Source organism: Streptomyces sp. NPDC034103 (genome assembly GCF_055575395.1).
Window position 1 is genome coordinate 1 of the sequence record NZ_JBVISS010000020.1, and the last position, 23,048, is coordinate 23,048.

17 protein-coding genes and 1 pseudogene are annotated in these 23,048 nt (G+C 71.1%); 6 read left to right on the forward strand and 12 right to left on the reverse strand.

The window, feature by feature from the left end; genetic code table 11:
- Positions 1-1,217, forward strand: a 1,217-nt coding sequence (locus ACZ56U_RS35370) for a cytochrome c oxidase subunit I (RefSeq protein ID WP_469088022.1), incomplete at its 5' end; no start/stop codon positions are given.
- On the forward strand, positions 1,214-1,546 hold the full coding sequence (locus ACZ56U_RS35375) for a hypothetical protein (RefSeq protein WP_469088023.1): 333 nt from the start codon (positions 1,214-1,216) through the stop codon (positions 1,544-1,546). The genes ACZ56U_RS35370 and ACZ56U_RS35375, both read left to right, overlap by 4 nt.
- Positions 1,547-1,639: 93 nt before the next feature.
- On the opposite strand, the gene ACZ56U_RS35380 is transcribed toward ACZ56U_RS35375, so the two are convergent.
- Positions 1,640-3,592, reverse strand: coding sequence for an RICIN domain-containing protein (locus ACZ56U_RS35380; RefSeq protein WP_469088024.1), 1,953 nt, complete (start codon positions 3,590-3,592; stop codon positions 1,640-1,642).
- Between the two features lie 234 nt (positions 3,593-3,826).
- On the opposite strand from ACZ56U_RS35380, the gene ACZ56U_RS35385 reads away from it, so the two are divergent.
- Entirely contained in the window at positions 3,827-5,056 is a 1,230-nt protein-coding gene (locus ACZ56U_RS35385) for a glycosyltransferase (protein WP_469088182.1), read from the forward strand.
- 305 nt (positions 5,057-5,361) lie between these two features.
- Here the strand turns inward: ACZ56U_RS35385 and ACZ56U_RS35390 are convergent, their stop codons facing one another.
- A complete protein-coding gene (locus ACZ56U_RS35390) occupies positions 5,362-6,024 on the reverse strand; it encodes a TetR/AcrR family transcriptional regulator (RefSeq protein WP_469088025.1) in 663 nt (220 codons plus the stop codon).
- 202 nt (positions 6,025-6,226) lie between these two features.
- Here ACZ56U_RS35390 and ACZ56U_RS35395 point away from each other — a divergent pair, with 202 nt between their 5' ends.
- Positions 6,227-7,471: a YncE family protein gene (locus tag ACZ56U_RS35395; RefSeq protein WP_469088026.1), complete on the forward strand. Its 1,245-nt coding sequence runs from the start codon at positions 6,227-6,229 to the stop codon at positions 7,469-7,471.
- 16 nt (positions 7,472-7,487) lie between these two features.
- On the opposite strand, the pseudogene ACZ56U_RS35400 reads toward ACZ56U_RS35395, so the two are convergent.
- The 4 genes and pseudogenes from ACZ56U_RS35400 to ACZ56U_RS35415 form a co-directional block, all read right to left on the reverse strand.
- Positions 7,488-8,030 (reverse strand): annotated as a pseudogene (locus ACZ56U_RS35400) (glycosyltransferase); the annotation flags it as partial.
- A 58-nt stretch (positions 8,031-8,088) separates the two neighbouring features.
- The gene (locus ACZ56U_RS35405) at positions 8,089-9,939 is read right to left on the reverse strand and encodes a glycoside hydrolase family 5 protein (RefSeq protein WP_469088027.1); all 1,851 of its coding nucleotides are present in this window, start codon (positions 9,937-9,939) and stop codon (positions 8,089-8,091) included.
- Between the two features lie 92 nt (positions 9,940-10,031).
- Positions 10,032-12,086, reverse strand: a complete 2,055-nt coding sequence (locus ACZ56U_RS35410; RefSeq protein ID WP_469088028.1) for a GTP-binding protein — start codon at positions 12,084-12,086, stop codon at positions 10,032-10,034.
- 382 nt (positions 12,087-12,468) lie between these two features.
- Positions 12,469-13,401 carry an aminoglycoside phosphotransferase family protein gene (locus ACZ56U_RS35415; RefSeq protein WP_469088029.1) on the reverse strand — a complete coding sequence of 311 codons (933 nt, stop codon included), beginning with the start codon at positions 13,399-13,401 and terminating at the stop codon, positions 12,469-12,471.
- Between the two features lie 289 nt (positions 13,402-13,690).
- On the opposite strand from ACZ56U_RS35415, the gene ACZ56U_RS35420 reads away from it, so the two are divergent.
- Together ACZ56U_RS35420 and rfbC are read left to right on the forward strand one after the other, a co-directional pair.
- The gene (locus ACZ56U_RS35420; RefSeq protein ID WP_469088030.1) at positions 13,691-15,637 is read left to right on the forward strand and encodes a glycosyltransferase family 2 protein; all 1,947 of its coding nucleotides are present in this window, start codon (positions 13,691-13,693) and stop codon (positions 15,635-15,637) included.
- A gap of 3 nt (positions 15,638-15,640) precedes the next feature.
- The gene (gene rfbC, locus ACZ56U_RS35425; protein WP_469088031.1) at positions 15,641-16,249 is read left to right on the forward strand and encodes a dTDP-4-dehydrorhamnose 3,5-epimerase; all 609 of its coding nucleotides are present in this window, start codon (positions 15,641-15,643) and stop codon (positions 16,247-16,249) included.
- Between the two features lie 90 nt (positions 16,250-16,339).
- Here the strand turns inward: rfbC and ACZ56U_RS35430 are convergent, their stop codons facing one another.
- The 6 genes from ACZ56U_RS35430 to ACZ56U_RS35455 form a co-directional block, all read right to left on the reverse strand.
- Positions 16,340-17,194 (reverse strand): class I SAM-dependent methyltransferase, encoded by an 855-nt coding sequence (locus tag ACZ56U_RS35430; RefSeq protein ID WP_469088032.1) that lies wholly within the window; start codon positions 17,192-17,194, stop codon positions 16,340-16,342.
- 25 nt (positions 17,195-17,219) lie between these two features.
- The gene (rfbD, locus tag ACZ56U_RS35435; RefSeq protein WP_469088033.1) at positions 17,220-18,080 is read right to left on the reverse strand and encodes a dTDP-4-dehydrorhamnose reductase; all 861 of its coding nucleotides are present in this window, start codon (positions 18,078-18,080) and stop codon (positions 17,220-17,222) included.
- Complete coding sequence (gene rfbB, locus ACZ56U_RS35440) at positions 18,077-19,057, reverse strand: dTDP-glucose 4,6-dehydratase (RefSeq protein ID WP_469088034.1); 981 nt, start codon at positions 19,055-19,057, stop codon at positions 18,077-18,079. Before rfbB ends, rfbD begins: the two co-directional genes overlap by 4 nt.
- Entirely contained in the window at positions 19,054-20,121 is a 1,068-nt protein-coding gene (locus ACZ56U_RS35445) for a glucose-1-phosphate thymidylyltransferase (protein WP_469088035.1), read from the reverse strand. The genes rfbB and ACZ56U_RS35445 overlap by 4 nt, the downstream gene beginning before the upstream one ends.
- A gap of 140 nt (positions 20,122-20,261) precedes the next feature.
- Positions 20,262-20,441, reverse strand: coding sequence for a hypothetical protein (locus tag ACZ56U_RS35450; protein WP_469088036.1), 180 nt, complete (start codon positions 20,439-20,441; stop codon positions 20,262-20,264).
- A gap of 75 nt (positions 20,442-20,516) precedes the next feature.
- A complete protein-coding gene (locus ACZ56U_RS35455; RefSeq protein WP_469088037.1) occupies positions 20,517-22,973 on the reverse strand; it encodes a SpoIIE family protein phosphatase in 2,457 nt (818 codons plus the stop codon).
- Positions 22,974-23,048: the final 75 nt, after the last annotated feature.

Here is a 23,048-nt window from a genome sequence, read left to right on the forward strand (position 1 = left end):
ACAGCCCGCTCTCCGACGCGGTCCGCTCGCCCGGTATCGGCGCCGACCTGTGGATCATGGGCCTGGCCTTCTCCGGCTTCGGCACCATCCTCGGCGCGGTCAACTTCATCACCACCATCATCTGCATGCGCGCCCCGGGCATGACCATGTTCCGCATGCCGATCTTCACCTGGAACGTGCTGCTGACCGGCGTCCTGGTGCTCCTGGCCTTCCCCGTGCTGGCCGCCGCGCTGTTCGCGCTGGAGGCGGACCGCAAGTTCGGGGCGCAGATCTTCGACGCGGCGAACGGCGGCGCGCTTCTGTGGCAGCACCTGTTCTGGTTCTTCGGCCATCCAGAGGTGTACATCATCGCCCTGCCGTTCTTCGGCATCATCTCCGAGGTCATCCCGGTCTTCTCCCGCAAGCCGATGTTCGGCTACATGGGCCTGATCGGCGCGACCATCGCGATCGCGGGTCTGTCCGTGACGGTGTGGGCGCACCACATGTACGTCACCGGCGGTGTACTGCTCCCCTTCTTCTCGTTCATGACGTTCCTCATCGCCGTCCCGACGGGTGTGAAGTTCTTCAACTGGATCGGCACGATGTGGAAGGGCTCGCTGTCCTTCGAGACACCGATGCTCTGGGCCACCGGCTTCCTCGTCACGTTCGTGTTCGGCGGTCTGACCGGCGTGATGCTCGCCTCGCCGCCACTCGACTTCCCGACCTCGGACACCTACTTCGTGGTCGCCCACTTCCACTACGTCATCTTCGGCACCGTCGTCTTCGCGATGTTCTCCGGCTTCCACTTCTGGTGGCCCAAGTTCACCGGCCGGATGCTCGACGAGCGCCTCGGCAAGATCACCTTCTGGACGCTGTTCATCGGCTTCCACGGCACCTTCCTGGTGCAGCACTGGCTCGGCGTGAACGGTATGCAGCGCCGGATCCCGGACTATCTCGCGGTGGAGGGCCTGACGCCGCTCAACACCCTGTCCAGCGTCTTCTCGTTCGTGCTCGGCGCCTCGATGCTGCCCTTCTTCTACAACGTCTGGCGCACGGCGAAGTACGGCAGGAAGGTCGAGACGGACGATCCCTGGGGCTACGGCCGCTCGCTGGAGTGGGCGACCTCGTGCCCGCCGCCGCGGCACAACTTCGTGGCGCTGCCGCGGATCCGCAGCGAGTCCCCGGCGTTCGACCTGCACCACCCCGCCACGCAGGAGCGGGAGTTGACGGCGCTGTGAGTGAGTTCCTCAACGACGTCGAGGGCCATCTGCTGCTCGCCGCCACCCGGGAGGAGGGACGCACGGCCGCCGAGCGTTTCACCGCGCCGCTGTCCTGGCTCACCGACACCCAACGCGCCGAGGTGGAGCGCCGGTTCGAGACGGAGTACCTCGCGCTGGCCCGCGCCTCCTGGCAGGGCACGGCGCTGCGTGCCGGCCGGCTGCGCGACGAGTACGAGTCGGCGTACCGGGAGCTGCGCCGCCGTCTGCTGGCCGGTTGGCTGCTGGGCTGCGCGGGGCTCGCCGCGGTCCTGGCGCTGTGCCTCGTGCCGCCGCACCTGCGGCCCTGACCGGAAGCGAGGTTGAGGAGCGGGGAGCACCTGCCCGAGTGGGCGCGGTGCGGGCGAGGCCGTGCCGGAGGCGACCTCGCCCGCGCGGGTGGGCTAGTTCAGGGTCCACTTCTGGTTGTTCTGCCCGTTGCACGACCACAGCACCATCTTCGTGCCGTTCGCCGTGCCCGCGCCGTTGGCGTCCAGGCAGATGCCGGCGTTGACGTTGGTGAGGGTGCCGTCGCCGTTGACGTTCCACTTCTGGTTGCTCTGGCCGTTGCAGTCCCAGATCACGACCTTGGTGCCGTTGGCGGTGCCGCGGTCGTAGGCGTCCAGGCACTTGTTGCCGTACACCACGAGTTCCTTGCGGGAGGTGTACGTCCACTGCTGGTTCTGGCCGCCGTTGCAGTCCCACAGCTCGGCCTGGGTGCCGTTGGTGAGGGTGTGGTCGAAGACGTCGAGGCAGCGGCCGGACTGGGCGCCGGTGACCAGGGCGGCGTTGGCGCCGGGCAGCGGGCGGACGGTGATGTCGGCGAGCGTCGGCGCGCCGGTGAAGGTCAGGGTGTTGGAGGAGCCCTTCGACAGGGCGACCTGGACGGAGACCGTGCCCTGGGAGGAGCCGGTGGGCGGGAAGGAGACCGCCGTCGTGCCCTGGCCGTTGACCTTGAGGGTCGCGGTGCGGGCGGTCGCGGTGGTGTTGGTGTAGGCGATGTCGACGGTCTTCACCCCGGTGCTGCCGGCGGCCACGCCGGAGAAGCTCGACGTGCCGGTGTAGGTGCTGCTCGCGGCCTCCGTGCCGCCCTTGACGGTGAGCATCACCGAGCCGCCCGCCGGGACGGAGGTGGTGTAACTCGTGCCGTACGAGCCGATGTTCTGCCGTGTCCACAGGTCACGGACGGTGGCGTTCGCGTTGGTCAGGCCGAGGTCGGACCAGCGGACGGTGATGTTCTGGGCGGTGGAGGTGCGGTTGAGCAGGACGACCGCGCGGTTGCCGGCGCCCGACAGGACCTTGCCGTACACCTGGAGTCCGGTGGTGTCCTCGGCGACCTTGACGCCCTGGAGGCCGCGCGGATCCTGGTCGACGGCGATGACCTCGGGGTTCTTGAGGATGTTCGCGGTCTCGGTGGTCATGGTGGCGAGGTTGTTGCCGGCGAGGAGCGGGGCGCCGGAGACGGCCCAGAGGTTCATGTGGGTGCGGTTCTGGGCGGCGGTGAGGCCGTCCATGCCGACCATCAGCATGTCGGGGTCGTTGTAGTAACCGGTGTGCTGCGAGGTGGGGTGCAGGTTGGTGTCGTAGTTGGTCAGCAGGCTGCTCATGGAGGGCTTGTCGCCCCAGTAGATGATGTCGGTGTTGGTCCGCCACATCGCGGCCTGCCCCGGGGCCCAGTTCCAGGGGTTCTGCTTGCCCCAGTTGCAGATCGACAGGGTGAGCGGACGGCCCGTGGTGGCCGTGGCCTTCGCGGCCGCGTCGCTGATCGCCTGGTAGGTGCTCTTCGCGTCGAGCCCCTCGACGTCGCCGCCGCACCAGTCGACCTTCACGAAGTCGAAGCCCCACCGGGAGAACTGGAGCATGTCCTGCTCGTAGTGCCCCTCGCTGCCGGAGCCGGGCGCGGCGGGGCGGCCCGTGGGGAAGTAGTAGCCGCAGCCGTCGTTGCCGGCGTCCGTGTAGATACCCGCCTTGAGTCCCTTGCTGTGGATGTAGTCGGCGATGGCGCTCATGCCGCCGGGCCACTCGGACTCGTCGACCGTGATGTTGCCGGCGGCGTCACGGGTGCCCTGCCACCAGCCCTCGTCGATGTTGATGTGGTTGTAGCCGGCCGCCGGCAGGCCGGCCGCCACGAACGCGTCGACCTGCTGCTTGATGACGTCGTGGTCGATGACGGCGGCGAAACTGTTCCAGGAGGCCCACCCCATCGGGGCGGTGGGCACCGGTATCTGACGGCTCGTCGCCGCCTGTGCCGTGGTCGGCTGGGCGAACAGCAGGGCCGCGGTGGCGGTCAGGGCGAGGACCAGGGCGCGGACGACGGCCGCTCTGGCACGTCGGACGTCTCTCGGTGGGGGGTACACGCGGCTCCTTCGTGGGGGGACAAGGGGGAACACCTGACAGCGGTGTCGGTATCTCGACACGAGAATTCGATATATCGAACACAGATCGAAGCTTCGAACGTGTCGCGCGCCGAAAGTAGAACCGCCCGAGGGGGAAGTCAACGGATGCGACAGACGTGAAGTAGCCGGATCCGCCCGGTCATTCTCCCCGCGCGGACCCGCCCCGCCATACTGGCGGGCGTGCGCGTAGCGATCATGACGGCGGGATCCCGGGGCGACGTCGCCCCCTTCACCGGTCTGGGGCACGGCCTTCTGCGGGCCGGGCACGAGGTCACCCTGGTCACGCACGGCTCCTTCGCACCGCTGGTGGCGGGGTCCGGGCTCGGCTTCCACCCCCTGCCGGTGGACCCCAGGGCCGAACTCGAGTCCCCGCGCGGTCAGGCCCTGCACCGCAGCACGACCGGCGCCGGAAAGCTGGTGCGGGTGGTCGGCATGGCGCGGACCCTGGCCCGCGAGATGGCGGACGACGTTCTGGCCGCCGCCCGCGCGAGCGACGTCCTGCTGCTGTCCGCCTCGCTGGCACCCCTCGGGCACACGGTCGCCGAGGGCCTGTCCCTGCCGAGCATGGGCGTCTACCTTCAACCCCTCGCCGGCACCAGGGAGTTCTGGCCACCCATGATGGGCGGCGGCTCCTGGGGCGCGGCCGGCAACCGGATCGCGGGGCACGGGGTGGGCCTCGCCGTCGAGCAGGTCTTCTCAGCGACCGTCCCGGCGCTGCGTCGGCGCCTGGGCCTGCCGCGGCTGGGGACCGGCGCCGCGTTCCGGGCCCGGGAGCGGCAGGGCTGGCCGGTGCACCACGGCTTCAGCCCGCACGTGGTGGCCCGGCCGCGCGACTGGCGGGCGGGCCTGGAGGTCACGGGCTACTGGTGGCCGTACGACGTGAAGCGCGAACTCCCGCCCGAGCTGCGCGCGTTCCTCGACGCCGGCCCGCCGCCGGTCTTCGTCGGTCTGGGCAGCGCGACCGTGCCGCACCCCGAACGGCTCAGTGCCGCCCTGGTGCGCGCCCTGCGCCGGGCCGGACTGCGCGGGGTGATCCAGCGGGGCTGGGGCGGGCTCGCGGCGGACGGCGACGACATGCTGACCATCGACGAGGTCGCGCACTCGGCGCTCTTCCCGCACATGGCCGCGGTCGTCCACCACGCGGGCGCCGGCACGACCGCGGCCGGACTGCGGGCGGGGGTGCCGGCCGTACCGGTGCCGGTGCAGTTCGACGCGGGCTTCTGGTCGGCCCGCCTGGTCGCCCTGGGCGTGGCACCGACCGTGGTCCCGCTGCGGCGGCTGAGCTCCGACGCGCTCGCCTCGGCGCTGGCGCGGGCCACCCGTGATCCGGGCTACCGGGAGCGCGCGCGGACCCTGGGCACCCGCATCCGCGCGGAGGACGGCGTCGCACCGGTGGTGGCCGCGGTGAACCGCCTGGCAGGCTGACGGACTCCGCTACGTGCGGCCACTCGTCGCCGCCACCGGCCCCGGCCGCCGCTCTCCGCACGGGGAGGACGCGCGACGCGAAGGGGCAGGGCCGACCGCCACGTACGGCCACTCATCGCCCCCATCCGGCCGGGCACCGCTCCCCGCACCGGTGGGCGCGAAGGGACACGGCCGACCGCTACGCACGGCCACTCATCGCGGCCATCGCCCCCGCACCGGAAAGACGCGCGGCGCGAAGGGACAGGCCTGCCGGAGCCCGGGGCGCCGTCTGGCCGCCGACCGCCGGTCCGGAAGCTGCGCTCCGCTCACCTGGGGGCCGGGCTCCATCCTGTCGGCTGGAGGATCCCCAGCAGCTGTCGGACCAGTTCCTCCACGACCTCGTCCAGCGTCGCGTCCACCCACCCCGCGCTCCAGTCGTGCAGCAGCCCGTTGACGGCGCCGATGAACGCCGCCGCCGGGAGCCGGTAGTCCCGGGGCGCCGCCTCCCCGCGCGCCACGGCCGCGTTCGCCTCGGCGCACAGCAGGTCGATCCAGCCGGCCCGGCGGGCGAGGCGCTGCTCCTCCATGCGGGGGCTGACGCCGATGATCTCGACGAAGGTGATGCGGATACGGCGCGGATCGGCGGTGACGTTGGCGGAGTACGCCCGGAAGATCGCGGCGGCGCGCTCGGCCAGTGGCAGGGCGTCCGCGTCGGCCACCGCCGCCAGGACCGCCTCCTCGGCCCAGCCGTTGACCTGGAGGTGGAGGGCGGCGAGGACGTCCTCGAGCGTGCGGAACTCCTCGTAGAACTGGCGGGTCGACAGCCCGGCGGCCTCGCTGAGCGCGGCGACCGTCGTGTTCCGGTAGCCGGGGGTGTCGCCGAACAGCTGAAGCGCCGCCTCCAGGAAACGCCGGCGCCGCAGCGCCTGGCGCTCCTCGGCGGTCTTGCCGCCGTAGCGGCCGGTCGGCGCCTTGAGCCTGCCCGCCACGGTCACCTCCGTTGATCGTCCAGTGGCTCGCCAGGTTGATCGTCCACTGGCTCGCCAATTTTGTCGTGCACGACGTCTTGTGGAGAAGGGTGCCCCTTCCTTACTTTGCAGTAAGTTGACTCTGAAAGTACCTGTGTTCAGTTTCATCCGCTCCGACTTGGCATGTCCTACTCATGAACCCCACTCAGAGGAGAGAGCCGTCATGCCTGTTCTCAGGCCCCGACATCTGGGCGCCCTGGCCGCCGCGGTCGCCCTGGCCGTCACCGCCCCGGCCACCACCGCCTCCGCCGCGGACGCCGCCGCCCTGCGCGAGGTGCTGTTCGTCGGCAACAACTGGGACGGCACCGCCGACGTCCTCAGGTCCACCGGCGATCTCGCGAAGATCGGCCGGATCAACGTCATCCCCGACAAGGACGCGCGGATGGCGGAGATCAACGCCGATCCGATCAGGTGGATCTACTTCATGGCGATCCGCAACGGTGTCGGCGAGGGCCACGACCAGTTCGTCGACGACATGTACACCACGCCGGACGGCGCGTCGGTCGTCGTCTCCCGGCCGAGCTTCGCCGACGTGGTGTCGATCAACCTGGCCACCGGGGCCCTCAACTGGCGTTTCCCCGTATCGGGTTACCGCTCCGACCACATGGCGGTCTCCCCCGACGGCACCCGGGTGGCGGTGTCCGCCTCGACCTCGAACACCGTGCACGTGCTGGACATCAACACCGGAAAGCAACTCGGCAAGTTCTCCACCGGCGACAAGCCGCACGAGAACATCTTCACCAAGGACGGCAAGTACATCTACAACATGGCGATCGGCGACGTGAACACCGCCACCGACGCCCCGTGGCTGGACTGGACGAAGGGTGACCGGCGCATCACGGTCGTCGACGCCACCACCTACCAGCAGGTCAAGGTCATCGACATGCGCCCGAAGCTGGACGCGATCGGTCTGACCGACCACTCCGACGCGGTCCGCCCGGCCGTGTTCTCCCCGGACGAGTCGAAGCTGTACTTCCAGGTGTCGTTCTTCAACGGCTTCTTCGAGTACGACCTCGCCACCGACAAGATCACCCGGACGAAGACCCTGCCGAAGAACCCGGCGACCAACGACGACCGCACCACGTACGTCAACGACTCACGCCATCACGGCATCTCGATGAGCCCCGACGGCTCCAAGCTCTGTGTCGCCGGGACCATGGACGACTACGCGACCGTCGTCAACCGCACCACCCTCCAGGAGGGCCCGCTGGTCACCGCCTCCAAGCCCTACTGGGCCACGGTCAGCGGCGACGGCAAGCTCTGCGTGGTCTCCGAGAGTGGTACCGACCAGGTCACGGCGATCAACTTCGCCACCGGCCAGAAGACGGTGTCCGTCCCCGTCGGCGACCACCCGCAGCGGGTCCGCCTCGGCCATGTCGCGGCGAACTGGACGAGCCCCGCCTCCTGAGGCTCCAGCCCGCCGACCGTTCCACGGCCTTGACCGCCTCGCCCGCCCCGTCCTCGGTGGCCAGGAGCCGCGCGGCGGCCATGGCGGCACGGCTGCAGGACTGCTGCCGTACGACACGGCCGAGCGCACCGGCGAGCGCCTCGGCCGTCAGCGACCGGAACGGGATCGGGTCCGCGGCGGCTCCGAGCGCGGCCGGCCGCCCCGCCCAGAACGGCTGGTCCGCCGTCACCGGCACCGGCACCACGGGCACCCCGGCGCGCGGTCCGGCCGCCGAGGTGCCCGCGCCGGCGTGGTGGACCTGCAGACCGGCGCGGCCGGACTCGCGGCCGACGGCGACGACGTCCTGACCGTCGGGGAGGATCCCGCGCGGGCCGGCCCACCGCAGCGCTGCCAGGGCGATGCCGCCGAGCCGCTCCCCCTGCCCGGCGGCCATGCTGCCGAACCCGACGAACACCGGCCGCGGTCCGGCCGCGAGGAAGTCCTCCAGTTCCGAGGCCAGCGGCCGAGAGCCGCCGCAACCGGGCGATCTCCTCGCCCAACTGCGACCTGCCGCACGGAGTAGCTCATTCACCTGCTCTTTCATCAGGGTCCCGCTCACCCCTGACGTAAGGAGAGGGTCAAGCGAACTTCGACGCCATCCAGGCCGCCAGCTCGGACCTGGCCGCGTTCAGCACGGTGGCCGAGGGCGCGGTGGCCCCGTTGGTGACCAGCGCGTAGTGCAGGGCGCCGCTGTCGGAGTCGGTGAGCAGCAGGCGGCGGCTGCCGGTGCCGCCGGGCTCGGCGGCCGTGCCGATCGGGGTGGACGAGGTGTACGCCGGCGGGGCGTAGGCCGTGCCGAGGTCGGAGACCACGGTGGTGGAGGCGTTCGGAAAGGAGGCCGGGAGGTGCAGTTCGGTGGGTGCCGAGCCGCTGCCCGAGCGCCAGACCAGCAGGGAGTACTGGCCGGAGCCGACCAGCGAGGACACGTTCGGCAGGCTGCTGGGGACCGGGTTCCAGGTCAGGGTCGTGGAGCCGTCGCGGGAGCGGTCCTCGTAGGTGAAGGCGCGGGTGCTGCCCGAGGTGGCGCTCGGGTAGATCCGGTCCAGGAGCCGGGCGTCCTGGCGCAGCACCGCCGTACCGGAGTCGTCGAGCCGCACGGCGGACAGGTCCTCGTCGTTCCAGGCGTCGCCGCTGGTGAGCACCTTGTCCGGGTTGCCGTTCATCAACTCGTGATGGCGGCCGTGGTAGATGTCCCACTGCCACTGGGAACCGGACAGGACCGGTCCTGAAGTGGCGGGTGCGGCCCACCAGTTGGCGCCCTTCACCCGGGAGTCCAGGGCCTGGTACATCGCTTTGAGGACGGTGGGGGCCTTGCCTGCGGTGTTGCCGTTGAGCGGGTGGCCGAACTCGCTGACGACGGCCGTGGTGCCGAGCGCCGAGGCCCGGTCGCGGACCGTGCCGAAGTCGGTCACGTACTGGCCGTCGGAGGCGTTGCCCCACATGAGGATGCCGGAGATGGCCTTCTGGTCGTAGAAGTGGGTGTTGAAGACGTATCGGGAGCCGATCGTGCCCGCGTCGAGGAGGCCGCCCTCCTCCTTGCTGACGTTGCCGTTCCAGAAGAGGTTGGGCTCGACGAGGGCGGGCTTGTCCTGCCAGCCCGCCGTGTCCATCCGGGCACGGAACTTCACGTAGAAGGGCCACAGGAGGTCGCGTTCCCACGTGCGGCTGTTCTGGCCGGAGTCGTAACTGCCCGCGTACGGCTCGTTGTAGGGGTCGAAGCCGAGGACGCCCGCGAACTGCTCCGCGGTGAGGTGCTGCCTGATGTAGGTCATGGTCTGCTGGGCCATGCCCAGGAAGGAGTCCTGGAGGCCGTGGGCGTTGTGCCAGAAGTCGTACTGGGCGGCCTTCACCGCGCCGTTCTGGGTGATGTTCTGGCCCCACAGGAAGCAGATCCCGCAGGACTCGTCGGGGTAGTTCCCGAGGTCCACGGCCCATTTGGGCGCGCCGTCGCCCGTGTACCAGCTGTCGGGGTCGAAGAGGTGGCGGGAGTAGAGGTCCTGGTGGAAGTCGGGGTAGACACGGATGCCCGCGTCCAGGAATGCGCCCATCTGCGCGGTGGCGGCGGACAGGTAGGCCGTGTCCAGCTGACCGCGCACCGGCTCCGCGTACGCCCAGGAGAGCAGGAAGCGGACGGAGTTGCCGCCGCCGAGGGCTCTCATTGCGGCGGCGGACTTCTTCGCGTCGGCCACGGAGGCGAAGGGCAGTCCGTGGTTCTCGTCCAGCTTGGTCTCGCCGGAGACGTTGTAGCCGCGCAGCACGACCTCGCGGCCCTGCCCGTCGACGAAGCGGCCGTTCGACACGGTCAGCGCCGTGCCGTCGAACCAGAGGGAGTGGGGGACTGCGGCGGTGGCGGGCTTGGCACCCGCCACCGTCAGGGATCCGAGAAGGACAACCAGAACAACCAGCAGACGAGCCCGGATATTCGGCATGTCCACTACAGTCAAGCGCTTTCCGGACATCGTCAACACTGGTGACTCATGAGTAAGTCTCAGGTTTTTTCACACGTTGTTTCTCAGCCGACTCAGGAGCCCACTCTGCGCGTCACGTTCAGCAGGTACTCCTTGCGGTTCAGCGGGTTGTGATCGGTGCGCGGCCGGCACGGCACCTCGCCGCGCAGGACCGGCGCGTAGTGGTCGAACCCGCTCTCCCACTCCCCCTCGCCACGCGTGAGCCCGGGCAGCCGCTGCTCCAGGGCGTGCACCCGGGCCGCCGGCACCGCGCCCTCCAGAACGCAGACGGCACCGCGCGTCTCGGTGGTCCGCGGCACCGCCCCCAGCGCCGCCAGCACCGGGAGCAGCGCGCCCAGCGTGTCCGCCGGGGCCTCGACCCGGAACCGGTGCATGGGCTCGTACACCTGGGTGCCCGCCCTGCGCAGCGCGTCGGTCAGCACCAGCGGGGTCAGTCCGCGGAAGTCCGCTCCCGTGCTGGACATGCTCTTGTCGAAGCCCTGATGGGAGTGGCTCTGACGGGGCCAGTAGCCGCAGTGGGTCATGGTGACCGTGCAGTCGGTGACCTGCCAGCCGTTCAGGCCTTGCCCGAGGGTCTCGCGGACGGTGTCCTCGACGGCCTTGAAGAAGGCGTACGGCATCGCCCCGAGCTCCACCTCCAGCCGGAAGGCGACGCCGGATCCGGCCGGAGCCGGGTCCACGCGCAGGCCGACCGTCGCGAGGAAGAGGTTGGCGTCCTTCTTGATGAACTCCGCGGCCGCCCCGGACCCGGCCGGTCGCTCGACGCACAGCGGCGTCGTCTCGCGGAACCCGACGGCGAGCCCGAACTCGTCCGCGAGAGTGGCTTGAATGACCTCCTTCTGGACCTCCCCGTACAGCGACACGGAGGTCTCCTGGCGCACCTCGTCGTGGCGCAGGCCGATCAGCGGGTCCTGTTCGGCGAGCCGGGTGAGCGCGAGGTGCAGCGCCCGCCGGTCCGTGTCCGGCCCGGGGACCACGACGGTCTCCAGGGTCGGCGGGGCGAAGAAGCGGTCGTGGGCCTTGCGGGGCTCACCGATCGCGTCCCCGATCCTGACCTCACCGAGCCCCCAGAGCCTCGCGATCCGTCCGGCCGGGACGGCGTCCTGGCGGATGTCCGTGCCGTGGTCGAAGACGCTGACCGCGGTGACCCGGCCCGCTTCCCGGGCGTCGCCGAAACGGGCGTCGCCGACACCGGCCTCCCCGGCACGGGTGTCGCCCATACGGGTGTCGCCGGCACGGGTGTCGCCGGTACGGGCGCCCCCGAAGGGAACCCGGTCGCGGGTGCGCAGCGTTCCGGAGAACATGCGCACGTAGGCGATCTTCTCCCCCGCCGGTCCCCGCTCCACCTTGAACACGGTCGCGGAGAGCGGCCCCTCGGGGTCGCCGTCGGCGCGCGGCAGCAGCTCCTTGATCCCGTCGATCAGTTCGGGCACACCGGCCCCGGTGACGGCGGAGCCGAAGAACACGGGGTGGACGAGGGCCTGACGGGTCTGGGCGACCAGCGCCGCGCGCGTACGCCTCGGCGCGAGCGTGCCGTCGACAAAGGCGGCGAGCAGGTCGTCGTCATGGTCGGCGAGCACATCGACGGGCACGGGCCCCGGCACGAAGGCGGCGTCACGCGTGCCGAGTTCGACGGCTCGCCCCATCGGGACGAGTGCGGGCGTCAGCCGCTCGGCGAGGGCGCGCAGGACACCCTCGTCCTGAGCCCCGCGCCGGTCGATCTTGTTGACGAAGATCAGCGTGGGGATGCGCAGCCGCTGAAGGGTCCGCATCAGGACCCGGGTCTGTGCCTGGACCCCCTCCACGGCCGAGACGACCAGCACCGCGCCGTCGAGCACGCCGAGGACGCGCTCCACCTCGGCGATGAAGTCCGGGTGGCCGGGGGTGTCGATGAGGTTGACGGTGACGTCGTCGACCGCGAAGGAGACGACGGCCGACTTGATGGTGATACCGCGCTGTCGCTCCAGCGCGAGCGTGTCGGTCCGGGTGCTGCCGGCGTCGACGCTGCCGATCTCGTCGATGACTCCGACCGAGTGCAGCAGCCGCTCGGTCAGGCTGGTCTTACCGGCGTCGACATGGGCGAGGATCCCGAGGTTGAGCAAGTGCACGAAGCGTCATGTCCTTTGAGGAGGGGGTGATGTCTTCTCGGTTGGACATGCATGCGAGTCGCACTGCTGCTCTCCTTCACGGATTGCCGATCGGTCCCCAGCAGTGCAGCAGATCCGCCCCCGGGCCGCCAACGGATTTACGCCCGGCGAGCCGCGTCCCGGCCCTTGTCGGCCGGCTGATCTCCCCCACCGCTCGACCTGGTCCGCGCGGCAGGACCGCCGGTCGCCGGGCGGGCAACCGCCGGCCGCGCGAGGGCGCGCTCCACCTCGGCGATGGTCCGCGTCAGGACCCGGGTCCGCGCCTGGACTCCCTCCACGGCCGAGACGAGCAGGACCCGGCGTGCTCGACGGATGGGTCGCCGCCCTCGCGCCGGCGCCGGCGTCAACCCCGGCGGTGGTCCGCGATCACCTGTTCCAGGTGGCCGAGGGCCCGGGTGACGCGGGCCGGGTCCTGCTGGAAGTACGGGTCGTCGGGCACCGGGAGGGACCCCGCGACGGCCCAGCCACGCGCGCGTGCCCAGGTGGCGTCGTCGGCGGCGACGGCTGCACGGAAGGCGTCCCGGGCCCGGGGAGGCAGGAAGGTGAAGGCGGGCACCAGGTCGACCGCGGGGTCGGCGACGGCCAGCGTCCCGAAGTCGATCACGGCGCTCAGTCGGCCGTTCCTGCTCAGCAGGTTGCCCGGGGCGAGGTCGCCGTGGATCCACACCGGCGGCTTCTCCCAGGCGGGCGCCGCGAGGGCCGCGTCCCACACCTCCGTCACCGCGTCGACGTCGACGAGTCCCGTCGCGCGCAACGCCTCCAGCTTGGGCCGCACCCGTGCCTCGGCGGCCAGTGAGTCGCGCGGATCGCCCAGGGGCACGCCGCGGAAGGCGTTGCTCTGCTCGGGGCCGGGTCCGCCGGTCGGGTCGATGTCCTGGAGCGCGGTGACGAACCCCGCGAGGTCGAGGGCGGCCCGGACCGGGTCGGCCAGGCCCTCGGTGGTGGCGGTCTCGCCGTCCAGCCAGCGGTACACCGACCACGGGTAGGGGTAGCCCTCGCCGGGCGCGCCGATCTCCAGGGGCTCGGACACGGCGAGTGGCAGCCGCGGGGCGAGGTACGGCAGCCAGCGGTGCTCGCGCGCGACCTGCCCCGCCCAGTGCGCGTACCGGGGCAGCCGCACGGACAGGTCCTCGCCGAGCCGGAAGGTGGCGTTGTCCATGCCGGACTGCTGAACCGGCGCCAGGGGGAGGTGGGCCCATCGCGGGAACTGGGCGGTGAGCAGGCGGCGTACGAGCGTGGTGTCGATCAGCACGCCGTCCATCTCAGCGGGCGACACCAAGGGGCGTCCAACGAATTGGACGGAACCCTGCACGCCATGACCGTCCGGCCCCGCCCCTGGTTCTCGCATTCCGCGGAGAAAGATCGAGGAATGGGGAACTCCATGTCGGCTCACAGGAGTTCCTCACGCAGTCCGACTATCGGCAGGAGTTCGTCAACGTTCACCTGATCGGTACGCGATCGCGGCGGTGGCCGAAGCGAGAAGCGTGATGCCGGCGGGTTAGCATCTGGCCACAAGCACCGCACCATGACAGAAACGACAAGCGACCCAAGGGGGACCGAGCCTCATGCCGGTCAAGGTCAGCGTCGTCGTCCCCGTGTACAACCCCGGGGTGTACATCGAGGACTGCATCGCATCTCTGCAGAGGCAGTCGCTGCCTCCGGACGAGTACGAAGTGATCTTCGTCGACGACGGTTCCACCGACGGAACACCAGCCCGGCTCGATGAGCTCGCTGCCGAGGATTCCCGCGTCCGAGTCTTCCACCAGGAGAACTCCGGATGGTCGGGCAAGCCTCGCAATGTGGGGATCGCCGAGGCCCGGGGCGAGTTCGTCATGTTCGTCGACAACGACGACTACCTCGGCGACGAAGCCCTGGAGCGGATGTACGACTACGGCGTCGCCAACGGCGCCGACGTGATCGTGGGCAAGATGGCCGGCAAGGGGCGTCCCGTCCCCGTCGAGCTGTTCCGCCGCAACCACCCGCACGCGTCCGTCGAGAACGCGCCGCTCATCGACAGCCTCACCCCGCACAAGATGTTCCGCCGGGCCTTCCTCGACGACATCGGACTGCGGTTCCCGGAGGGCCGTCGGCGCCTGGAGGACCATGTCTTCATCGCCGAGGCGTATCTGCGCGCGGGCAACGTCTCCGTGCTCAGCGACTACGTCTGCTACTACCATGTGCGCCGCGACGACGCCTCCAACGCCGGCTTCCAGCAGTTCGACCCGGCGGGGTACTTCAAGAACCTGCGCGAGGCCCTCGACGTCGTCGAGACCTACACCAAGCCGGGCGAGCTCAGGGACCGTCTCTTCCGCCGCTGGCTGCGCAACGAGATGGTCGAGCGGCTGCGCGGAAAGCGGATGCTGGCGCTGCCCGAGGACTACCGCCGCGCCCTGTTCGCGGAGATCCACGCCACCGTCGTCGAGCGCTTCGGCCCCGGTGTCGCGGCCGGGCTCCCGCCGACCCAGCGGCTCGTGGCCGCGCTGATCGCCGCGGACCGCTACGACGACGCCGTGGCCTTCGCCGAGTGGGAGGCCGGCATCGGCCTGCGGGCCGTCCCCGAGGGCGTCGAGTGGCAGGACGGCACCCTGCGGGTGACGCTGCGCACCGAGTTCACCTCAGGCGGCGAGCCGATGCTCTTCCCCGCCCAGGGCGCCCCGGCCACCGACCGTCCGCCGCTGGACGTCGCCGAGGCCATCGCCTGGGTGTCCGCCGACTGCGTCGCCCGCTTCGACACGACCACCGGCGACCTGCTGCTGCGCGAACGCGCCAGCGCCGCCCAGCACTTCCAGCCCGTCAAGGTCACCCGCGAGACGGTGCCCGAGGGCGAGCGCGTCCGCCTGGTGCTGCGGGTCACGGCCACCGTCGACCCGGCCACCGCGGCCGACGGCGTGGCGCCGGCCGGCGGGCTGTGGGACGCCTTCGTCCGGGTCCGGCTCGGCGGATGGACCAAGGAGTGCCGGCTGGGCCCGGCCCCGGTCGAAAACCGTCCCGTGCCGCAGGCGGCCCTCGCGGGCGGCCGTACGGTCCTGCCGTACTGGACCAACCCGCACGGCAACCTCGCCCTCGCCGTGGACCGCGCGCCCCAGCGGCTCGGCCTGGACCGCGTCACGCCCGGTACCGTCACCGTCTCCGGTGACCGGATCGAAGCGGCGGTACCGCTGCACGTGCCCGGGGAGACCAAGGTCGTGCTGCGGCTCGGTTCCGCGCGGATCGTGGACGTGCCCGGCACCCTCTCCCCCGCCGCGGACCGGACAGGGGCGGTGCTGGAGGCCGAGCTGCCGGTCGCCGAACTGCGGGGCACCACCTGGCGGGTCGCGCTGAACCCCGTCCCGGAGGCGCCCGAACCGCGTCACCTCGCGCTGCCCTTCGCCCTGCGTGTCACGGGCGGAACGGTCCGTGCGGTGCGCGCGCCGAGGCCCGGCGGCCTGGAGCGGCTGGCCCGCAAGGTGCGCCGCAAGCTCGGCAGGGTGCTGCGCGGTGCGGCATCCCGGATCAAGAACGGCAGGAGGTAGCGGGTGCGACCGCTGGGTATAGAGGGCGCCTGGGTGCTGGAGCCCAAGGTGTTCCCGGACGAGCGGGGCAGTTTCCACGAGTGGTACCGCGGCGAGGAGTTCCGCGAGGCCACCGGGTACGACCTGTCGCTGGCGCAGGCGAACTGCTCGGTCTCCAAGCGGGGCGTGCTGCGCGGGGTGCACTTCGCCGACGTGCCGCCCAGCCAGGCCAAGTACGTCACCTGTGTGCGCGGTGCCGTCCTTGACGTGGTGGTCGACATCCGCGTCGGCTCGCCCACGTACGGCAGCTGGGAGGCGGTGCGGCTCGACGACGACACGCGGCACGCCGTCTTCCTCGCGGAGGGGCTCGGGCACGCGTTCATGGCGCTGACCGACGACGCCACCGTGGTGTACCTGTGCTCGACGGGCTACGCGCCGGGCCGGGAGCACGGCGTGCACCCGCTGGACCCGCAGCTGGGCATCGCCTGGCCGGAGGGGATCGCGCCGGTGCTGTCGGAGAAGGACGCGCAGGCGCCCTCCCTGGCCGAGGCGGAGCGGGCTGGGCTGCTCCCGTCGTACGCGGAGTGCTCCGCCTACTACGAGCGGCTGCGCAGCGGGACGCCCGGAGACTGACAGCGTCCGAGCACACAGCAGGGGGCCCTGCCCTTCGGTCGTCCGAAGGGCAGGGCCCCCTGCTGTCGTGCCGCGATCACGACCGGCGTACTACGACGACGTCTTGGTCGCCTTGGCCTCGGTGCCGTAGCGGGCCTTGAGCGCCTGGCGCTTGTTGCTGCCCTCGGCGTTGACGCCCTTCTCGATGATCACGAGATTGTGGAAGAAGTGGATGCCCACGATGTTGCGGTCGGTGTACGTGGGCTTGTAGTCCTCGTCCACGAACTCCTCGTAGTTCAGCCCGTCCGTGAGCCGCTTGAGCAGGCCCATGCTGGTGTCCGGGGAGTCGAGGTCCTCGCTGCCCATCCACTCCGGCCAGTAGGAGCTCTGGGTGTCCTCGACCACGTAGATGCCGCCGTCGCTGAGCAGCGGGAACAGGGTCTTGAACGTGGTGATGACATGGGGGCTGCGGTGGCTGCCGTCGTCGATGATGACGTCGAGCTTGCCGATCTTCCCGGCGATGGAGAGCAGCGAGTCGGGGTCGGACTGGTCGCCGATGTAGGTGGTGATCCGGTCCTCGTCGACGAAGGACTTGTCCTGGATGTCGACCCCGTGGATCTGCGCGTTGGGGAAGAACGCCTTCCACATCCGCAGCGACGCCCCGCCCTGACCGGCCCGGGCGTAGCCGCCGATGCCGATCTCCAGCAGGTTGAACTCCTTGTTCTTCAGGTGCTGGAGGTAGCGCTGGTAGTGCTTGGCGTACTTGTGGGCGCCCCACTTGTCGGTCTTGTAGTGCGCGGCCAGCTTGCACAGGTCGTCGGAGATCGCGGCGACACCCGTGGGGGCCTGCGGCCTGGGCTTCGGCTGGGGGCCGACCGTCCGCTGCTTGACCTTGCGCAGGGTCTCCCAGCCGCGCTCACCGACGACGGGTTTGACGGCCTTCTTCACGGCCGACTTGATCGACATGCTCCCAAATCTCCCTCTGTGATGGTCACGCCAGGGACGGGAAGGCCGCGGTCAGCGCCTCCCGCCAGTCTCGGATGGGGGCGAGGCCCGCCTGCTCCCAGCGCGTGTGGCCCAGCGCGCTGTAGGCGGGGCGGGGGGCGGGCCGGGGGAAGGCCGCGCTGTCCACCGGCCGCACCCGGTCGGGGTCGGCGCCGAGGTGGCGGAACACCTCGCGGGCCAGTGCGTACCAGGTGGTCTCGCCGGAGCTGGTGGCGTGGAAGACCCCGCTGACGTCCCGGCCGAGCCGGGGGCCGAGGTCGGCGATGCGGGTCGCCACGTCGGCGCTCCAGGTGGGCTGGCCGCGCTGGTCGTCGACGACGTCGAGCGTGTCGCGGGTGCCCTCCAGCGCGATCATGGTGCTGACGAAATTGCGGCCGTGGGCGCCGTAGAGCCAGGCGGTACGCAGGACCGCGCCGGTGTCGGGCAGTTCCTCCAGCACGGCCTGCTCACCGGCCAGCTTGGTACGGCCGTAGGCGGTGCGGGGGGCCGGGGGGTGGTCCTCGGCGTACGGGGTGTCGCGGGCGTCGCCGGAGAAGACGTAGTCGGTGGAGACGTGGACCAGCCTCGCCCCCTGGGCCGCACACGCGCGCGCGAGGTTGCGCGGTCCGTCGCCGTTGATACGCAGGGCCTGCTTCTCGTCGCTCTCGGCGTCGTCGACGGCCGTGTACGCCGCGCAGTTGACCACGAGGTCGGGACGGTGACCGGCGAGGGCGGCGTCGACGGCGTCGGGGTCGGTGATGTCCAGCGCGGCGCGGTCCAGGGCGATCACCTGCTCGCCGCGGCGGGTCAGCTCCTCGACCGTGTCCCGGCCGAGCATGCCGCCGGCTCCGGTGACCAGCCACCTCATGCGCGCTCCTGAGCGACGCGTCGCTTCAGCGGCTCCCACCAGGAACGGTTCTCCCGGTACCAGGCGACGGTCTCGGCGAGACCGGTCGCGAAGTCGTGGCGCGGTTGGTAGCCGAGCTCGGTGTGGATCTTGGTCCAGTCGACGGAGTAGCGCAGGTCGTGGCCCTTGCGGTCCTCGACGTACTCGACCATGTCCCAGTCGGCGCCGCTCGCTTCGAGGAGCAGCCCGGTCAGTTCCTTGTTGCTGAGCTCGGTGCCGCCGCCGATGTTGTACACCTCGCCGGCCCGGCCCCCGGTGCGCACCAGGTCGACGCCCTGGCAGTGGTCGTCGACGTGCAGCCAGTCGCGGACGTTGCGCCCGTCGCCGTAGAGGGGGACCTTCAGGCCGTCGAGCAGGTTGGTGATGAAGAGCGGGATGACCTTCTCGGGGAACTGGTGGTGCCCGTAGTTGTTGGAGCAGCGGGTGACGCGGACGTCCAGGCCGTGGGTGCGGTGGTAGGCCAGGGCGAGCAGGTCGGAGGAGGCCTTGGAGGCGGAGTACGGCGAGTTGGGCTGGAGCGGGTGGCTCTCGGGCCAGGAGCCGTGCTCGATGGAGCCGTAGACCTCGTCGGTGGAGACGTGGACGAACGGGCCCGTGCCGTGTCGGAGAGCGGCGTCCAGCAGGGTCTGGGTGCCGACCACGTTGGTCATCACGAAGTCGGTCGCTCCCGCGATGGAGCGGTCCACATGGGACTCGGCGGCGAAGTGCACGACCTGGTCGGCGTCGGCCATGAGCTTGTCGACCAGCTCGGCGTCGCGGATGTCGCCCTGCACGAACTCCAGCCGGGGATGGTCGAGTTCGAGGTTGTCCAGGGTGCCCGCGTAGGTGAGTTTGTCCAGCACGGTGATCCGGGGCGCGTCAGGGCCCTGCTCGGCGAGGAGTCTGCGCACGTACTGGGAGCCGATGAAGCCGGCGGCGCCGGTGACGAGGAGATTCATGAGTGGATCTGCACCTTGCTGTGGTCTCCGAGCACGAGGCGGTGGGCACTGGGCGCGCCGGTCGAAGGGGTCACTTCGACGTGGCGCCCGATGAGGGAGGACTCTATACGCCTCACGCCCTGGATCGAGGAGTCCCTGAGCACGATCGAGAACTCCAACTCGCTGTCCTCGATCCGGCAGTTCTCCGCGAGAGAGGTGAAGGGGCCCACGTAGGAGTCGCTGACGACGGTCCCGGCACCGATGATCACCGGGCCGACGATCCGGGAGCGCGTGATCCGCGCGCCCTCCTCGACGACCACCCGGCCGACCAGTTCGGAGACGTCGTCGACCGTGCCGTCCATGCGGTGCTCGACGGTCTCCAGGACCGTGCGGTTGACCTCCAGCATGTCGACGACGTTGCCGGTGTCCTTCCAGTACCCCTGGATGACGGTGGAACGGACGTCGGCGCGGACGTCGATGAGCTGCTGGATGGCGTGGGTGATCTCCAACTCGCCGCGCCAGGAGGGCTCGATGGCGCGCACGGCCTCATGGATCGCGGGGGTGAACAGATACACGCCGACCAGGGCGAGGTCGCTCTTGGGGGACTCGGGCTTCTCCTCGAGCCCGATCACCTGGCCCGCGGCGTTGAGTTCGGCGACACCGAAGGAGCGCGGGTCGGGCACGTGGGTGAGCAGGATCTGGGCGTCGGGCCGGTTGCCGCGGAACTCCTCGACGAGCGCGGAGATGCCGCCGACGATGAAGTTGTCGCCGAGGTACATCACGAAGTCGTCGTCGCCGAGGAAGTCACGTGCGATGAGCACCGCGTGGGCCAGTCCGAGCGGCCGCTCCTGCGGGATGTAGGTGACCTCCAGACCGAACTTCGAGCCGTCGCCGACGGCTTCCTCGATCTCGGCGGCGGTGTCACCGACGACCACCCCGACTTCGGTGATCCCGGCGGCCGCGATGGACTCCAGGCCGTAGAACAGGACGGGTTTGTTGGCCACGGGAACGAGTTGCTTGGCCGATGTGTGGGTGATCGGTCGCAATCGCGTACCGGCGCCACCAGACAGGACAAGAGCCTTCATTTGGTTCACCTTAGTCTGGTCCGCCGGTAACGGATCGTTCGCGATATGGCTTGCATCGTACGAAAGCCCGTGGTGACACGGGGTCTATTCGATCAACTCGCGATGTGTTCGGTCAGTTCCCGGTGCACCCGTACGAGTGGTCAGTCCTCACCCCGTACGATGTTGCCCTCCGTGGACGGGCGGACGGCGGCCGAGCCGTCGGTCTCCGCGACGGCCGGGACGCAGGTCCGCATGCCGGCCCGCTCACGCAGCCGGCGGGCCCGGGCCCAGCCTGTCTCGGGTCGGCGGACGACGGACTGGTCAAGAGAGTGGGCGGTCACGGCGGCTCATCTTCCTTCTGCAGCGCGGCGGGAGTGCTCGACGCCTCCGGGTACCCCGTCGGCGTCGTTCGGCACTCACCCCTCCAGCGAGATCTCGCTCCAGACCTGCTTGCCGCCGCTGACCGGGACCGTCCCCCAGGTGTCCGACATCGCCTCGACCAGGAGGATGCCGCGCCCGCCGGTCGCCTCCCAGCCGATGCTGGTCGCCTTCGCCGGGGTGCGCGGCGAGGAGTCGGCGACTGCGATCCGCAGCCGGTGGTTGAGCAGGGTGAGGTCGAGACGGACCCGGCCGTCGGTGTGCACCAGGGCGTTGGTGACGAGTTCGGAGACGATGAGCAGCGCGGCGTCCACGGTATCGGCCGGCGCGCCCCACGTGCGCAGGGTGCGCCGGGTGAAGCGCCGGGCGTGGCCCACGGCCTGGGGGACCCGCCACACCGTCCAGCTCTCGCGCTGCGGGCGGGAGGCCATCCCGTCGTAGCGGACCAGCAGCAGGGCGACGTCGTCGCTGCGGCGGGCGTTGCCGAGCAGGGCGTCGGCGACGAGTCCGAGGTGCGCGGGGTCGGAGACGGACAGCTCGTGGGCGAAGCGGTCCATGCCCTCGTCGATGTCGGCGTCGACGGACTCCACCAGGCCGTCCGTGGTCAGGGCGATGATCGTGCCGGGCCGCAGCCGCAGCGGCGTCATGGGGAAGTCGGCCTGCGTGACCACGCCGAGCGGCGGACCGCCGTCGGCCTCGGCGATCTCGGCACGGCCGTCCGGGTGACGCAGCACGGGCGGCAGGTGCCCGGCACGCACACACCAGGCGGTGCCCTCCTCCATGTCGACGTCGACGTAGGCGCAGGTGGCGAAGAGGTCGCTCTCCATGTCCATGAGGAGCCGGTTGGCATGTGAGACGACCACGTCCGGCGGGTGCCCCTCCACGGCGTAGGCGCGCAGGGCGGTGCGCATCTGGCCCATCAGGGTGGCGGCGGCCGCGCTGTGGCCCTGGACATCGCCGATGACGAGGGCCACGTGGTTGTCGGGCAGCGGGATCACGTCGTACCAGTCGCCGCCCAGCTCCAGCCCGGCGGTGCTCGGCAGGTAGCGGGCGACGGCGACCCCGCCGGGCAGCTTGGGCAGCCGGCGCGGAAGCAGCTGGCGCTGGAGCATGCCGACGAGTTCGTGCTCGGCGTCGAAGGCGTGGGCGCGCATCAGGGCCTGGCCCGCGAGACCGGCGGAGGCCGTGAGCAGGGCACGCTCGTCGGGGCCGAAGTCGTGCGGGGTGTCCCAGCCGATGAGACAGGCGCCCGCCATCCGGCCCGCGCCTGGCAGCGGCAGCACGGCGAGGCCGCCCGGGCCGACCTCGGCGAGGGCGGGTTCCAGGGCGGTGCCGGCGGGCCAGATCTGGGCGCGTCCCTCGCTCAGCGCGGCGGCCAGGGTGGGCATCGCGCGCACCGGCGCGTCCGGCCACTCGGTGCGCCACTCCAGGCGCCACAGCTCGGGCCAGGACTCCGGTTCCGGCGGGTCGAGGACGGTGACGACGAGCCGGTCGCCCTCCAGCTCGGCGAGCGCGATGCGGTCGGCCTGGAGCGGCTTGCGCAGGGCGGCGACGACGGCCTGGCTGACGTCGCGGACGGTGCCGGCGGTGGCGAGGGCCGCGGCCAGCCGCTGGACGCGGGCCACGTCGGTGACGTCGGAGCGCAGCGTGGAGGCGTCGGCGACGGTGCCCACCAGGCGGGCGGGCTGTCCCTCGGCGCCCGGCAGAATGCGACCGCGCAGTCTGAGCCACTTGGGTGGTCCGGTGGGCTGAAGGACCCGGAACTCCAGCTCGCGGTCGCCGATGGACATGTGGTCGGCCTCGACGACCGACATCAGGGCGGGCAGGTCCTCGGGCACGGTCCGCGCCAGCAGGGTCTCGACGCGGCCGTCGAAGTCGCCCGGGGCCATACGGAACAGCTCCAGGATGTCGTCGCCGACCTCGACGCGTCCGGTGTCCATGGCGAGACTGAAGGCGTTGGCCCTCAGCTCCTCGCCCTCGGCGGCCCGGGCCGGGACGGACCAGGAGACGGCGTCGGCGAGGCGTTCGAGGCAGGCGCGGTCATCGGCGTCGAAGCCGTCCGGACGCTCGCTCACGGCGACCAGACAGCCCTCGCCGCCGTCCCCGCGGACGGGCAGGGCCGCCAGACAGAAGTCCCCCGGCGCCACGCGCCGCGACCCGGCGGACCCGGCGAGCTCCTCGGGGCCGAGCCAGGCGGCCTTGCCGGTGCGGTGGACGTCCGCGACCGGGGTGCCGCCGGCGAGGGGATAGCCGTCGCGCAGGCCGTACAGGGTGCGCGGGACCCCGACCGACTCCGTCAGGCACAGCAGCTCGCGGTCCCGGCTGGGCCGGTAGACGGCGGCGAAGGAGGCGTGGGCGAAGACGAGCACCTGTTCCAGGAGGCGGCGCAGCCGTTCGGGCGAGCCGGGATCGGCCGTCACCGCTCCGAGGGCAACCTCGGCACGCGGCGGTCCCGTTCCGCGCCCCGCAACGCCCTCACTGACCACGTCCGCCATTACAGCGCTTATCAGACACCTGCGCAGCCCCTGGGACCGTTCCGTGGGGTGGCCACGGCGGCCGCACTCGAAACC

Coding starts and splice junctions, on each gene's coding strand:
- ACZ56U_RS35395 (WP_469088026.1), top strand. CDS start 6,227: ATGCCTGTTCTCAGGCCCCGACATCTGGGCGCCCTGGCCGCCGCGGTC.
- rfbD (WP_469088033.1), bottom strand. CDS start 18,080: ATGAGGTGGCTGGTCACCGGAGCCGGCGGCATGCTCGGCCGGGACACG.
- ACZ56U_RS35445 (WP_469088035.1), bottom strand. CDS start 20,121: ATGAAGGCTCTTGTCCTGTCTGGTGGCGCCGGTACGCGATTGCGACCG.
- ACZ56U_RS35405 (WP_469088027.1), bottom strand. CDS start 9,939: ATGCCGAATATCCGGGCTCGTCTGCTGGTTGTTCTGGTTGTCCTTCTC.
- rfbB (WP_469088034.1), bottom strand. CDS start 19,057: ATGAATCTCCTCGTCACCGGCGCCGCCGGCTTCATCGGCTCCCAGTAC.
- ACZ56U_RS35430 (WP_469088032.1), bottom strand. CDS start 17,194: ATGTCGATCAAGTCGGCCGTGAAGAAGGCCGTCAAACCCGTCGTCGGT.
- ACZ56U_RS35420 (WP_469088030.1), top strand. CDS start 13,691: ATGCCGGTCAAGGTCAGCGTCGTCGTCCCCGTGTACAACCCCGGGGTG.
- ACZ56U_RS35385 (WP_469088182.1), top strand. CDS start 3,827: ATGACGGCGGGATCCCGGGGCGACGTCGCCCCCTTCACCGGTCTGGGG.
- ACZ56U_RS35455 (WP_469088037.1), bottom strand. CDS start 22,973: ATGGCGGACGTGGTCAGTGAGGGCGTTGCGGGGCGCGGAACGGGACCG.